Here is a 13,814-nt window from a genome sequence, read left to right as displayed (position 1 = left end):
TCAATCCGCGATCGCTTCTTCCGGTTCGGCCTCGACCGACACCCGCTGGATCCAGAGGTCGCCGAACAGGTCGTCCTGCTCGAGCGTCACCCGGCCCCGGTGGGCGAGAAAGAGCAGGGCCAGGTACGTCATTACGCGCGAACCGCCCGCATCGTCGATCTCGGCGTACAGCACCTCGTCGCGACCCTGGTCGTAGTGGACGGCGAGTTCGTCCTCGACGTCGTCGATGACGTCCTCGATGTCCTCCTCGTGAGTCGTATGGGTTACGTCGTCGCTGGTCGGTTCGTCGCCGGCGCGCATGTCGTCGGCCCCGCGGTAGCTCAGTTCCTGCACGCCACGGTCGTACCCGCTTGGCGAATCGCTCGTGTCGTAGCTTCGGGACTCCTTCCACCGGCTGTCACGTTCGGCGCTGCGGAGTTCCCGGACGAGTTCGTCCAGCGTCTCGGGCTTGCCGCGGGCGTGTTTGCGCTCGAGGCGGCGTTCCATCTCGGCCTCGAGGTTCTCGACGGGGTCGAACCCGGGCGGACGATCCTCGTCGGCGTCGCCGGCCATCGCCCCGTCGTCGGCGAAGGGGGCCTCCCAGGGAGGGAGTTCCTCCTCCTCGTCGGGTTCCTCGGCGGCGAACAGTTCGTCGCTTTTCATCCGCAAGAGGACGCTGGCGTAGAACAGCGCGCGGCCGGACGTCCGGAGATCGACCTCGTCCAGGGCGTCGAGAAACCGGTCGGTGACGTGGACGATGTCGATGTCCCAGGGGTCGATTTCCCCGTTTTCGGCGAGCTGCACGAGGAGTTCGACGGGTTCGACCGTTTCGTCGTCTCCGTCTCCATTTCCGTCTCCGTCTTCACCGCCGTCCCCGTCCACACCCCCGTCGTCGTAATCGGCCGAACCGGACGCCTCGAGCGCCTCGTCCTCCGAGAACTCGAGGACGGAGTCCCCATCGTCGTCGGCCGACTCCCCCGGTCGCTCGCGGTCCTCGTGCCCGGCGATGTTCAGCGGGATCTCGTCACCGCCGTCCGTGTAGAACTCGTCGCGATCGGCTCGACCGTCGGTGTCGGAGTCGCGCTCAGTCACTGACAGGCACCTCCTCGGGATCGCTGTCGCCGCTCAGGTCGATCCCCGTCACGGCGCTTACGTTGTCCTGTTGCATCGTGACCCCGATCGCGCGCTCGGAGCGATCGAGCATCGCCGAGCGATGGGAGACGACGACGAACTGCGCCTCCGCGGCGAGTTCCTCGACCATCTGTCCGACGCGCTCTGCGTTGACGGCGTCGAGGAAGGCGTCGATCTCGTCCAGGGCGTAGAACGGGGCCGGGTTGTGCCGCTGGATCGCGAAAATGAAGGCCAGCGCGGTCAGGGATTTCTCCCCGCCGGACATCGCATCGAGGCGCTGGACCGGCTTGTCACCCGGCTGGGCCTTCATCGTCAGCCCGCCGTCGAAGGGGTCCGCCTCGTCCTCGAGGTGCAACGAACCGGTCCCCTCCGAGAGTCGTTCGAAGATCTCCGTAAAGTGGTCCGAGATGGCCTCGTAGGCCTCCATGAACGTCGCCTTCTTCTGGGTCTCGTACTGTTCGATCCGGTCGCGGATGCCCTCGGCCTCCTCGACCAGCGTCGCCTTCCCCTCCTCGAGTTCCTCGAGGTCCTCGCGGACCTCGTCGTACTCGTCGATCGCGAGCATGTTCACCGGCTCCATCGCTTCCATGTCCGACTCGAGCAGGTCGATCATCTCGAGGACCGTATCGTGGTCGGGGACGTCCTCGGGGTCGTAGTCGCCGACTTCCGCTTCCAGCGACTCGATCTCCCACTCGAGGTCGCCGGCCCGCTCGCGTTCGCCCTCGAGTTTGCTCTCGACCGTATCCACGCGGTTCTGCTGCTCGTCGCGTTTCTTCCGGGCTTCGGTGAGTTCCTCCTTGAGGTCGGTGCGCTCTTCTTTGAGTTCCGCGAGTTCCTCCTCGAGTTCCTCGACGGCCGCGCGTTTGGCCTCGAGTTCGTCGCGTTTCTCCTCGATCGTCGCCTCACACTCCTCGATGCGTTCCTCGTGTTCGGCCTTGCGGTTCTGGGCCGCCTCGATGTCGTCGTGGAGGTCCTCGATCGCGTCCTCGGCGTACTCCTTCTCGAGGGTCAGTTCGTTGATCTTCCCGTCGAGGTCGTCGATGCGGTCCTCGCGCTCGTCGATCTCGGCCTCGAGTTCCTCGATCTGCTCGGTGAGTTCGGGGATCTTCGAGTCCTCGAGTTCGGCCTCGAGTTCCGCGATGTCGGCCTCGATCTCCTCGATCTCGGCCGTTCGCTCGTCGATCTCCGCCGAGATCTCGTTCATCCGCTCGTCGACTGAGTCACGCTCCTCGCGCAGATCCTCGAGTTCCGTCTCGAGGTCCTCGATCTCCCCTTCGATCGCATCGCGTTCGTCCTCGAGGTCCTCGATCTCCCCTTCGATCGAGCGGACTTCGTCCGCGGCGTCGGTCTTGCGGTCGCGGGCATCGTCGAGCCGCTCCTCGACGTCGCGCAGGTCGTCGCGCAGCGAGTCGCGTTTCTCCTGGAGTTCGGTGATCCGCTTGGCGACGCGCTCGAGCTGGCCCTCACCGCCGCCGGTGAAGGAGTAGCGGGAGCCGCCGCCGGAGCCGCCGGTCATCGCGCCGCTTTTCTCGACCAGGTCGCCGTCCAGGGTGACCATCCGGTAGTCGCCCATGTACGAGCGGGCAGTCTCGATGTCCTCGACGACGAGCGTGTCCCCGAGCACGTACGAGAAGACGCCCGCATACTGGTCGTCGAAATCGACGAGGTTGTACGCGAAGTCGACGACCCCCGGATCGCTGGGCACGTTGGGGAGCCGCCGCTGGCTCATGTCCGTCAGCGGGAGGAAGGTCGCACGGCCCGCGTTCCGGGACTTGAGGTGTTCGATACACTGCTGGCCGACGACGTCGTCGTCGACGACCACGTTCGCGAGCCGGCCGCCGGCCGCGGTCTCGCAAGCGACCGCGTACTCGCCCGCGACGTTTCCGAGCTGGGCGACCGCGCCGTGGACCCCGTCGATCCCCGAGTTGAGGATCGTCGTCACCGCGCGGCCGAACGACGAGTCGCCGCTCTCGCCGGCTTTCGCCTCGAGTTCGGCGTACTCCTGTTGTTTGGCCTGGATCTCGTCGTCGACCTCGTCGACGTCGGACTGGAGGCGCCGCTTCTCGGCCTTGAGGTCGTCGACGACGCTCGCGATGTTCGCGCGGTTCTTCTCTGCCTTCTCGAGTTCGCGCTCGAGGTCGCTTCGCCGGTCCTCGAGTTCGGGGATGCGCTCGCGTTTCTCCTCGATCGCCTCCTCCGTTTCGCTGATCGCGTTCGAGCGCCGGCGGGCCTCGTCCAGCAGGCGGTCCTGCTCGCGCTGGAGGTCGTTCTTCTCGGTTTTTGCCGCCTCGAGGTCGTCCTTGCGCTCGGCGAGTTCGGCCTTGAGTTCGTCGAACTCGGTGTCGACGGCCTCGATCTCGGCCTCGAGTCGCTCCTTTTCCTGCTCACGCTCCTGGATCTCGGTCTTGATCGAGGCCTTCTCGAGTTTGTGCTCGCGGGTCTCGTCCTCGAGTTCCTCGATCTCCTCCTGCTTGCGGTCGATCTGGACGAAGGCCTCGCGGCGATCCGACTCGGCCTCCTCGATCGCCTCCTCGCTGGCCTCGATCTTGTCCTCGAGCCGGGAGACGTCGCCTTTGATCTCCTCGATCTCGCTTTTGATCCGGAGCTGTTCCTCCTCGCCTTTGCGCTCGATCTCGGCGTTCAGGTCCTCGAGGTCCTCCTGGAGCCGGACGACGGCCCCCTCGCGTTCGTCGAGTTCCCGCTTCCGGTCCGCGAGTTCGTCCTCGAGGTCGTCGATCTTCGCCTCGGTCGCCTCGAGTTCCTCGCGTTTCTCCTCGAGTTCGCTCGCTTTCCTGTACCCCTCGTACTCCTCTTTCTCGCGGCGCAGCCGGCGGTACCGCATCGCCGTCCGGCGCTCGTCCTCGAGTTGTTCGAGGCGCCCGCGTTTCTCCTCGATGCGGAGTTGCGCCTCGTCGATCCGTTCCTCGACGGTCTCGAGTTCCTCGAAGGCGTCTTCCTTCTTGGCGTCGAACTCCGCGACGCCCGCGATCTCGTCGATGATCTCACGGCGGGCGTGTGGCGTCATGTTGATGATCTCGGTGACGTCGCCCTGCATGACGACGTTGTACCCCTCCGGCGTGACCCCCGCCTGGGCAAGCAGTTCCTGAATGTCAGAGAGGTTGACCGAGCGGTCGTTGAGGTAGTAGTAGGAGTAGTAGTTGTCCTCGGTCTCCTTGACCCGCCGGCGGATGCGGATCTCGTCGACGTCACCGACGTCCTCGCTGCCGGCGGCGTTGACCACCTGCGAGCGGGTGAGGGTGTCGTCGCTGTTGTCGAGGATGACCTCGACGACGGCCTCGCGGGGGCCGCTAGAACTCGAGCCGTCATCGTGACCGGGGTTGTAGATGAGGTCGGTCAGTTTCTCCGCGCGGATCCCGCGGGTGCGGGCCAACCCGAGCGCGAAGAGGACGGCGTCGATGATGTTCGACTTGCCGGAGCCGTTGGGCCCGGTGATCACCGTGAAGTCCTCGTAGAACGGAATCTTCGTCTTCCGACCGAAGCTCTTGAAATTGTCCAGAACGACTGCCTTGATGTACATGCTCTTCTCTCCGTGACGCGAACGTCGACCGGCGGGAGCGTGGGGTGCCGTTCGCGGGCGGCGAACGGCCGGATCGAACGTATCGAACGCCGGCACCGGCATCCCCGATCGTACGCGGTCCCGCGGTCGCCGTGCAGTTATGCGACGATAATGTCGTCGCTACCTGAGTCTTCCGCTTCGTCACCGTTACCGTCGACGTCGGCGTCCGTGTCCGCGTTGGCGGCCGCCTCCGCGACGTCGTCCGGTTCCGCCTCCGCGGTCAGCGTCTCGTCACCCGGCTGGTCCTCATCGTCGGTTCGTCGGTCCGGGACGCGCGTCGGCGTCTCGGTGTCGAGCTCGGCCTCGAGGACGCGGATTCGCTCTTTCGCCTCGATGAGCTCGTCCGTCAGTCCCTCTACGGTCGACTCGAGTTCCGCGACCGTCGATTCGAGCTGCTCGACGCGGTTGTTCGACATATCCACTAGGCCCGTTCCCTCTTACATAAACGTACGTCAGACACAGCTAGACGTTCTGGTACTTGCCGGGTCACGACGGCGCTCCCGTCCCGGAGAGGTCGAACGACGTCCCGACCGGATCGGTCGTCGATCACTAGGGCGTGATCAACGTCTCGACCGACGGGACGGTGACGACGCTGTACGAGGAGGACTTCACGGACGTGACCTACTCGTTCCGGTTCCAGAACCACGACGTAATGGAGGCGCTGGCCGCGGTCACGCAGGCCGTCGAACTCCTCGGGGAAGACGGGATCGATACCTACGCCGGGATCAACCCCAACTACGCGTTCGGTCAGGACGAGATGGAGATCTTCTCGCTGGGGATCGAACAGCTCACCGGCGCGGAGGAAGTCTACAGCGGCTTCCCCGACCTGGGAACCGACGACATGTCCGCCCACATCACCGAGATCAACAGCGAGGAGCCGGACGTCGTCTTCTCGAGTTGCTGGGGCGGGGACGCGACGCTGCTGCTCGAGCAGGCCCAGGCCAACGACATGCTCGACAACACGGAGGTGCTCGTCGGACCGGTTCTCTACGGCTCGGCCAACGACGTAAGCTAACCCACGGCTAAAGCCGTGGGCTTTCAGCGTGGACTCCCGCTCTGGCCGAATCTCCGGCAGGAGGCTCATACTCTCCGTTCGCGTTCAGCGTCCCGCTGTTCAAGCGCACGCCTACGGGTGCGCCTCCACCGGAGCCAGTTTGGTTCCGGCGGAGATACCGCAATCCAATGTTCTTCGCCGCATTGTAATCGGCGTGGTTCTCGTATCCACACTTCAGACACTCGAACGATTCACTCTCACGATTATCCGGGTGCGTGAACCCACACTCAGAGCAACGCCGTGACGTGTTCTCCGGGTCAACCTGCTCTACGTCGATGCCGTACTCGGCGGCTTTGTACTCGACGTAGTCGTAGAGGCAGTCAAACGCCCACTTGTGTTCCCACGACGCACCAGTGCGTTCACGAATGTCCGTCAAGTCTTCGAACGCTATCACCGAACAGCCGTGTTCGCGGGCTTCGCTGACTAACTCGTTCGATATACGGTGGAGCGTTATCTTGAATCGGCCTTCCTCTTTCCGACCAACAGCCTGCATATTCTCATGCGTCCACCGCGTCCCGTGTTCCTGTAAGTCTCCACGCCGGTTCTCGTATTCTCGCCGCCAGTGGTCGAACTCGTCGCCCGTCCAGAACGTACCAGTCGAGGCAACTGCAAGATTGTTCACGCCGAGGTCTACCCCAAGAACCGTTCCGTTCTCGGTGGTATCCTGTTCCGGCGTGTCGGACTCCACTTCCTTCTTGCAGTGGATGTGGAGCATCCAGTTGCCGTTCGAGTAGTGCAGTTCGGCTCCCGTAGTTTCGTACTCGTCCGCGAAGAAGTATTCCGCGTGAGGCGTCTCTCGCTCCTCATTAGGAAGCACGTAGTCGGCTTCGATGCGACCGTCAACGGTCGCCAGCGACACGTACTCGTCGTGGAAGGTGGCGGTGCGGTGGTCGTAGACGAGGTGGGGGCTGGTGAAATACGGCTTCGACGCTTTCTTGCCGTTTTTCCACTTCTTGACCACGCTCTTGCAGGCTTCAGCAGCCTTGTTTCGGGCGGCTTGGACGTGATTGCTGTGCAACGCTGTTTCGTCGCGTACGTCTTCGTAGGTGTCGTCGTGGAGCGTGGTTTTGCTCGTCGTGACGTATTCGCCTTGGAAAGCGTGGCGTGTGACGTAGTTGGCGGCCCACAGAAACTCGTCTACGGTGTCGCGGAGAAGTGCGGCGTCGTCACTGTCCACGTCGAGTTTCACGGGGACAGTTCGCCGCTTCTCCATACATCATATGTAGACTCGGTGGTTCAAAAGCATTGGGGAGTCGGCCCCGTCGTAGTCGGTGGGTTGTCGCACGGAGTGTACGCGCTTCCTCCCACCCCTGAAGGGGTGGGTTTCCGCGCTGTTACCGCTATGAGCGGCTACGGCGCGGTGACCGCGTGGGCGACGGCCGCCGAGAAGGCGGTCGACCTGCTCGGCAGGTGGCCCGAACAGGCGGAACTCGCGACGATACTCGAGAACCACGGCTTCTACACCCCGGCAGGGTACCACACCATGTCCACCGATCACCAGTGTTACTCGAACGCCCACTTCGGGGAACTGACCTGGTCGGACGAACACGGTGCCGCCGCCCTCGAGGACGTCTCGGTGTTCGCTCCCGAAGAAGTGTCCCCGCCGCCGGGCGAAACGTCGCGGGACTGGATCCAGGGGTGGTGACCCGTTCCCAGTGCTCACTACTATCACTGCAGTCATGACACCGAATTTACTGGTCCACGACGAACGGGTCGGCACAGCTAGCGGGAGGTGGTCGTGACCATGCTCGGCGCGCTCCCCGCTGCCGACGCGGCGCTGCCGGCGATAGTCGACGGCGCGCTCGCACGGCACGCGCTCAACGGAGTCTACTACGGGTTCATCCTGTTCATGATCGCGTCGGGGTTGACGATCATCTTCGGCGTGCTGGGCGTGCTCAACCTCGCCCACGGCGAACTGTACGCGCTCGGCGCGTTCTCCGTGTTCAGCGTCGTCGGCTTCCTCACCGGGCTGATCGCGGAGCCGACGAATACGGTAACGGCGGTCGTCTTCGGGATCGTCGTCCTCGCCGGCTCGCTCGCGGCGGCCGCAGTCCTGCTGCCGGTCGGCGCGGCCATCGAGGCGGTGTTCGTCAGGCCGATCGACGACCGCGACGAGGTCTACCAGCTGCTGTTGACCTACGGGCTGTTGCTCGTGCTGGTCGACGTGATGAAGTTCGTCTGGGGGCCGGCGCCGCTCGAGGCGGGCGTCTTCAGGGAGCTCAACGCGATCCCGACGACGGAACTCGTCGGGATCAGCTACCCGTCGTACAACGTCATCGTCATCCTGGTCGGCCTGGCGGTGTTCGGCTGGCTGGTCTGGTTCTTCGACCGGACCAAGACCGGCCGGATCGTCCGCGCGACGGCGATCAACCGCGAGATGTCGACCGCGATCGGCGTCAGTACCGACCGCACGTTCACCCTCGTGTTCGCGATGGGCGCGTTCTTCGCCGGCTTCGGCGGTGCGATGGTCAGCATCGGCCCGAGCACGGCCTACCTCGAGATGGGGCTGGACCCGCTGGTGCTGTCGTTCGTCGTGATCGTCATCGGCGGGCTCGGCAGCCTGAAGGGGGCGCTCGTCGGCGCGCTGCTGGTCGGCGTCACCAGCCGCGTCGTCACGCCGTACTACCCGCAACTCGAACTGGCGGCGCCGTTCATCCTGATGGTGCTCGTGTTGCTCGTCAGGCCCGAAGGCCTCTACGGCACGTGGGGTGAGATCGAATGAGTCGCTTCCTCGTCGAACGCGACGGCCGGACCCACCTCCGGCTGATGGAGGGCATGGAGCTCTCCCGGAACGAGGCGCTCCTCGCGGTCGTCGGGATCGGCTTCCTCCTCGCGGTCCCCGACATCGCTCGCGTGACGCCGCTTTCGTTCGCGGTGTTCCACCAGGGGATCCTGTTCGGGATCGCCGCGCTCGGGCTGAACCTGCTGCTCCGGCACACGGAGCTGGTCTCGTTCGGCCACGCGGCGTTCTTCGGCGCCGGGGCCTACACCGCCGCGGTGCTCGCGTCCCACTACGACGTCTCGAGCGGGCTCGTGTTGCTCGCGGCGTCGATCGCCGTGGCGACGTTGCTGGCGCTGCTTGTCGGCTACTTCGTGGCAGGCTACCTGGACATCTACTTCGCGCTGTTGACGCTCGCGTTCAACCAGGTCCTGTTCGCGTTCGTCATCCAGAGCCAGTTCTTCAACTACAGCGACGGGCTCCGGGTTCGGCCGGACGGGCTGAACCCGCCGGCCCTGTTCGGGCTCGACCTGGGGACGACCGCCTACGAGATCGTGCTCTACTACTTCACGATCCTCCTCCTGGTGGTCATGCTGCTGGGAACCTGGAAGCTGGTCAACTCGCCGTTCGGACGGGCGCTGGACGCCATCGGTCAGGACCGAACGCGGGCCCGGTTCGTCGGCATCCCCGTCGAGAAGTACGTCTGGATCGCGTTCACGCTCTCGGGGATCTACGGCGGCCTGGCCGGCGGGCTGTTCGGGATGGTCCAGCTACACGTTCGCCCGGAGCCGGTGCTGTACGCCTTCGTCTCCGGCGAGATCCTGTTCATGGCGATCCTCGGCGGGGTCAACACCCTCGCCGGGCCGATCGTCGGCGGGATCGTCCTCGTCTACCTGCTGAACATCGCCCGGTTCTACGTGGAGTACTACCACGCACTGACCGGGATCGTCCTGCTCGCGGTGGTTTTCTTCCTGCCCCAGGGCATCCTGGGGTCGTTGCCGATGATCGGGAGCGGCCTCGAGCGCCGGCGGGACGACCCCGGCCTGTTCCTCGAGGACGTGAAACTGGTCCTCGGATCGCTCAGGAAGGGCGTGACCCGCGCGATAACCACCGTTCGAATCATCATCTTCGGGGTGAACTGAGATGCTCGAAGCACGCGAGTTACGAAAGGAGTTCGGCGAACTGCGCGCCACCGACGACGTCTCGCTCCAGTTCGGGAAGACCGAGGGCGAGATGGTGTTTATCGTCGGTCCAAACGGCGCCGGGAAGACGACGCTGGTCAACCTGCTGACCGGGTTGCTGGAACCCGATCGGGGCGAGGTCGTCGTCCACGAGGAGGAGAACGGCTCGACGATAGAGCACGAGATCACCGACGTCCCCCCGGCCGACCGGGTCAACTCCGGGCTCGTCAGGAGCTTCCAGATCGTCCACGTCTTCGAGGAGATGACCGTCCGGGAGAACGTCCGCGTGGCGGTCCTCTCCGAACACGGCAGGACCCTGAGCATGCGGACGGTCGACGACGGCCACGAGGACGTCGAGCGGGCCGTCGACGACCTTCTCGAGCAGTTCCGGCTCGAGGAGATCCAGGACGAGGTCGCCGAGACGCTCCCCCACGGCGACCGCAAACTGCTCGACGTCGCGATGTCGTTCGGGCTCGAGCCCGAGTACCTGCTGCTCGACGAGCCGACCTCCGGGGTCGCCACCCAGGAGAAGGAGTACGTCATCGAGACCATCGTCGAGGCCAGCGAGGCCGACGACGTCACCACGGTGACGATCGAACACGACATGGATCTCGTCAAGGAGTACGCGGACCGGCTCGTCGTCCTCCACGAGGGCCGCGTCTTCAGGGAGGGCGCCCCCTCGCTGCTCGAGACCGACGCCGAACTGCGGCGGGTCCTCCTGGGGGTGGACGAATGAGCGACGACCCCCTGCTCGAGGTCTCGAACCTCTCGGCGATGGTCGAGGGGTTCGAGGTCACCCACGGGATCGACCTCGAGGTCGGCCACGGCGAGGCGGTCGCGCTGGTCGGCCGCAACGGGGCCGGCAAGACGTCGACGTTCCGGTCGATCATGGGGCTTACGCCCGTGGCGAGCGGCTCGATCCGGTTCGACGGCGAGGAACTCCTCGATCTCCGGCCCGAACTGATTCCCAAACGCGGGATCGGCTACCAGCCGGAAGGTCGTGAGCTGTTCACCGGGATGACCGTCGAGGAGAACTTCCGGCTCCCGATCTGGACGTCGGGTGACGCCCGCGGCATCGAGGACGAGGACGCCGTCGTCGAGGACGTCTTCGACGTGTTCACCGAACTCGAGGATCGGCGCGACGCCGAGGTGCAGAACCTGAGCGGTGGCCAGGGGAAGATGACCGCGATCGGTCGCGCGCTGGCGCTTCGTCCCGATCTGCTCATCCTCGACGAACCGCTCGAGGGGCTGGCCCCGGTCGTCGTCGAGAACCTCAAACGCTACATCCGCGAGATCATCGATCGCGACATCTCGGTGCTCGTCGCGGAGTCGAACGCGAGTCACGTGCCCGAGATCGTCGATCGGATGTACGTGATCGAGCGCGGCGAGATCGTCGACAGCGGCGACCCGGAGGTCCTCGCGGAGGACGAGGAGATCCAGATGCTCATGCAGGGCGGCGGCGAGTGACGATCCGCCGGCCGCTCAGGCTCGGGACTCCGTCCCACTTCCGTCGACCCCCGACCCGCGGTGGGCGTCGCCGTCGGCCAACGTCTCGCGATCGTAGGCCACCAGCAGGAAGGCGACGAGCACCAGCAACGCTGCGACCCGAGTGGCCGTCACCAGGGGGGTGTCGGCGAGTTCGCTCGAGAACCCTGCGGGCACGAGCGTCTGCGAGGTGTTCCAGCCGGCGTGAAAGAGCATCGTGACGACCACGCTCCCGTCGGTCGAGTTGTATAGCCAGGCGTATACGACCGCCAGCGGAAGCGTCGCGATCCGCGACAGGGCGTCGCTCGCGTCGTACCCGCCGCCATCAAGCGCCGGCGGCATCATGACGTCCATCGGCACGTGCCAGATCGTCCAGACCGCGCCGACCGCCAGCGCGGCCGTCAGCGCGCCGTACGTCCGCTGGAGGCGCGGCTGGAGGAACCCGCGCCAGCCGGGTTCCTCGTTCCCGCCGGTCAGCAGCAGGGCGATCGGAAACGCGCCGAGCCAGACGGCGAGTCGCCGGGGAAGCGTCGTCGGCGCGAGCGAGCCACCGATCCCGGCGTAGACGATCGTCTCGACGACCACGAACAGCAAGGGGAGCCCGAGCGCCGCGAGGTACCACCGGGCCGGGAGCCGCCACCGCAGCATGTCCCGGATCCACGCGCGGAGGCGTCCGCCGGTGGCGACGACCATGACTGCGCCCGCGATCGCCGGGCCGAAGGCCCCGACGACGAACGCTCCGAACAGCATCCCGGGCTCGGAGATCGTCACGGCGGCCGGGATCCAGATCCCCCAGGAGAACAGATACGTCACCGCGACGAACGAGAGCGCCGGCCGGCGCGACAGGAGCTCCGTACCCACCATGTACCGGCCAACGGTACGAGGAAAAGTAATTACACCGAAACGTTTCGTCGTGCGAACCGGCGGATACTGGGACTCGATCGGGGGCGGTCGGATTCAGAGCTCGTCGTTCCCCGCCAGTTGATCCAGCGCCGACAGTGCCCCCTGCAGGATCTTCCGTTCGCTCCGCCGGAGGTTCATCGAGACGGCGGTCTTCGAGACGTCGAAGTGATCCGCCAGTTCCGCGAGCGTCGTGTCCCGCGGCGTCTCGTAGTACCCCCGCTGGGCGGCCGTCTCGAACGTCTCGCGTTCGGTCTCGGTCAGCGAGCGACAGCCCTCGAGCAGGGTCGTCGCGCTCTCGGAGTTTTCGAGCAGGTCGAACAGCGTCGCCGGGTCGAACTGGTCGCGGTCCTCGACGTTGTAGTCGTTGTGTCGCTCGAGTTCCGCCAGGGTCCGATCCTCGGCGTCGTCGTCGTCGAAGCCGACGTGCCAGCGTTCCCGGCCGTCCTCGATCCGGAACGGGCCGGTGATGTAGCCGTCGTTCTGCTGGATCGTCCGCATCGCGTTCGTCTGCTCGATGGTCGTCCCGATCTGAGCCACGTTCTCCCGTTTCGAGAGGATGTAACACTCCGCCATGTTCGGGTGCGACCGCAGCGTCCGGAGCCCGTCCTCGAGCGCCCCCGTCGACTCCCCCTCGGCGATCAATCGGGTCTCGAGTTTCTCGGCGCTCGTGTCGAGTTGCCACTGGACGGCCGAGAACGCGATATCGACGTCGTCGGTGGTGTCGATGAACGGGCAGTCGTACTGCCGCATGTCGATATCGAGATCGATCATTGATTGGTGGTAACTACCATACAAGGACTTAATACCTCTCATTATACGCTTTGCTGTCATTTCTCGAGCGCGGCCGATTTCGCGGGGAGAGACGGTTGTTGATATGTTAACACACGTGTTTTACCCCGTGTCCGTCGTCGATACGGCATACGAGCATGCCTCAACAACAGGTAACGCCGCCGTCCGTCTCACGCGACGACATCCACACTATTCCCGACGACTCCTTTGCCGGCCGGAACGTCTGTCTCGTCACCGGCGCGGGGTCGGGAATCGGGCGCGCGACCGCGCTTGCGGCCGCGGGGAACGGCCTGACCGTCGCCGCCACCGACGTCGACGAGGCGGGCCTCGAGGGCACCGTCGACCGGGCCGAGGAACTGGGGCTCGAGGGCGACGTCGAACCCATCGCGGGCGACCTCACCGTCGACGACGACCTCGAGCGGATCGTCGACCGGGCCGCCGAACTGGGCGATCTCAAGTACCTCGCGAACGTCGCCGGAATGCAACACATCGACGCCATCGAGGACTTCCCGATGGACACCTACGACCGGATGCACGGGGTGATGCTCCGGGCCCCGCTGTACCTCTCGAAGCTCTGTCTCCCGCACTTCCGGGAGACCGAGGACGGAGAGGGCTGTGTCGGGAACATGGCCTCCGTCCACGGCCACTACGTCACCAGCGACAAGGTCGGCTACAACGTCTCGAAGTTCGGCCTCCGGGGGTTGACCCAGTCGATCGCAGCCGAGGGGGAGGGCGCGATCCGCTCGTTCTCGGTCAGCACCGGCTACGTGAAGACGCCGCTCGTGACGGCCCAGCTCGAGGAGACCGCCGAACAGCGCGGTATCTCGGTCCAGGAGGTGATCGAGGACGTCATGCTCGGCCAGGCCCGGACGACGGAGATGATGGAGCCGATCGACGTCGGGAACCTCTTCCTGATCGGGTTCTCCGACCTCGGGCGACACCTCAACGGCGGTGACCTGTTGTTTGATGGGGGTATGACGTTAACGTACGAGTGAA

Annotated in this window: 12 protein-coding genes and 1 pseudogene; 7 read left to right on the top strand and 6 right to left on the bottom strand. The window is 65.3% G+C overall.

Features of this window, described 5'->3' with window-relative positions; genetic code table 11:
- The 3 genes from BM113_RS02280 to BM113_RS02270 form a co-directional block, all read right to left on the bottom strand.
- Positions 1-1,071: a segregation and condensation protein A gene (locus BM113_RS02280; protein ID WP_089784969.1), complete on the bottom strand. Its 1,071-nt coding sequence runs from the start codon at positions 1,069-1,071 to the stop codon at positions 1-3.
- Positions 1,064-4,648, bottom strand: a complete 3,585-nt coding sequence (smc, locus tag BM113_RS02275; protein WP_089785556.1) for a chromosome segregation protein SMC — start codon at positions 4,646-4,648, stop codon at positions 1,064-1,066. The genes BM113_RS02280 and smc overlap by 8 nt, the downstream gene beginning before the upstream one ends.
- 137 nt (positions 4,649-4,785) lie before the next feature.
- On the bottom strand, positions 4,786-5,103 hold the full coding sequence (locus tag BM113_RS02270) for a DUF7518 family protein (protein ID WP_089784967.1): 318 nt from the start codon (positions 5,101-5,103) through the stop codon (positions 4,786-4,788).
- Between the two features lie 137 nt (positions 5,104-5,240).
- Between BM113_RS02270 and BM113_RS02265 the strand changes: the two are divergent.
- A pseudogene (locus BM113_RS02265) lies at positions 5,241-5,696 on the top strand (ABC transporter substrate-binding protein); the annotation flags it as partial.
- Between the two features lie 13 nt (positions 5,697-5,709).
- Here BM113_RS02265 and BM113_RS02260 read toward each other — a convergent pair.
- Positions 5,710-6,954, bottom strand: a complete 1,245-nt coding sequence (locus BM113_RS02260) for an RNA-guided endonuclease InsQ/TnpB family protein (protein WP_089784965.1) — start codon at positions 6,952-6,954, stop codon at positions 5,710-5,712.
- A 129-nt stretch (positions 6,955-7,083) separates the two neighbouring features.
- Here BM113_RS02260 and BM113_RS02255 point away from each other — a divergent pair, with 129 nt between their 5' ends.
- From BM113_RS02255 to BM113_RS02235, 5 genes are all read left to right on the top strand, one after another.
- On the top strand, positions 7,084-7,386 hold the full coding sequence (locus tag BM113_RS02255) for a hypothetical protein (protein WP_245757957.1): 303 nt from the start codon (positions 7,084-7,086) through the stop codon (positions 7,384-7,386).
- Positions 7,387-7,485: 99 nt separating this feature from the next.
- A complete protein-coding gene (locus tag BM113_RS02250) occupies positions 7,486-8,463 on the top strand; it encodes a branched-chain amino acid ABC transporter permease (protein ID WP_089785554.1) in 978 nt (325 codons plus the stop codon).
- Positions 8,460-9,602, top strand: coding sequence for a branched-chain amino acid ABC transporter permease (locus BM113_RS02245; RefSeq protein WP_089784964.1), 1,143 nt, complete (start codon positions 8,460-8,462; stop codon positions 9,600-9,602). Before BM113_RS02250 ends, BM113_RS02245 begins: the two co-directional genes overlap by 4 nt.
- Before the next feature lies 1 nt (position 9,603).
- Positions 9,604-10,377: an ABC transporter ATP-binding protein gene (locus tag BM113_RS02240; RefSeq protein WP_089784962.1), complete on the top strand. Its 774-nt coding sequence runs from the start codon at positions 9,604-9,606 to the stop codon at positions 10,375-10,377.
- The gene (locus BM113_RS02235) at positions 10,374-11,108 is read left to right on the top strand and encodes an ABC transporter ATP-binding protein (protein WP_089784961.1); all 735 of its coding nucleotides are present in this window, start codon (positions 10,374-10,376) and stop codon (positions 11,106-11,108) included. The genes BM113_RS02240 and BM113_RS02235 overlap by 4 nt, the downstream gene beginning before the upstream one ends.
- 15 nt (positions 11,109-11,123) lie before the next feature.
- On the opposite strand, the gene BM113_RS02230 is transcribed toward BM113_RS02235, so the two are convergent.
- Positions 11,124-11,987, bottom strand: a complete 864-nt coding sequence (locus BM113_RS02230; protein WP_177209076.1) for a CPBP family intramembrane glutamic endopeptidase — start codon at positions 11,985-11,987, stop codon at positions 11,124-11,126.
- A gap of 96 nt (positions 11,988-12,083) precedes the next feature.
- Positions 12,084-12,800, bottom strand: a complete 717-nt coding sequence (locus BM113_RS02225; protein ID WP_089784957.1) for a helix-turn-helix domain-containing protein — start codon at positions 12,798-12,800, stop codon at positions 12,084-12,086.
- Positions 12,801-12,955: 155 nt separating this feature from the next.
- Here BM113_RS02225 and BM113_RS02220 point away from each other — a divergent pair, with 155 nt between their 5' ends.
- Complete coding sequence (locus tag BM113_RS02220) at positions 12,956-13,813, top strand: SDR family oxidoreductase (protein WP_089784955.1); 858 nt, start codon at positions 12,956-12,958, stop codon at positions 13,811-13,813.
- The last annotated feature ends 1 nt before the right edge of the window (position 13,814 follow it).

The sequence above is a fragment of the Natronobacterium haloterrestre genome, assembly GCF_900112205.1.
Classification (GTDB): domain Archaea; phylum Halobacteriota; class Halobacteria; order Halobacteriales; family Natrialbaceae; genus Natronobacterium; species Natronobacterium haloterrestre.
This window is presented reverse-complemented; position numbering and strand designations above follow the sequence as displayed.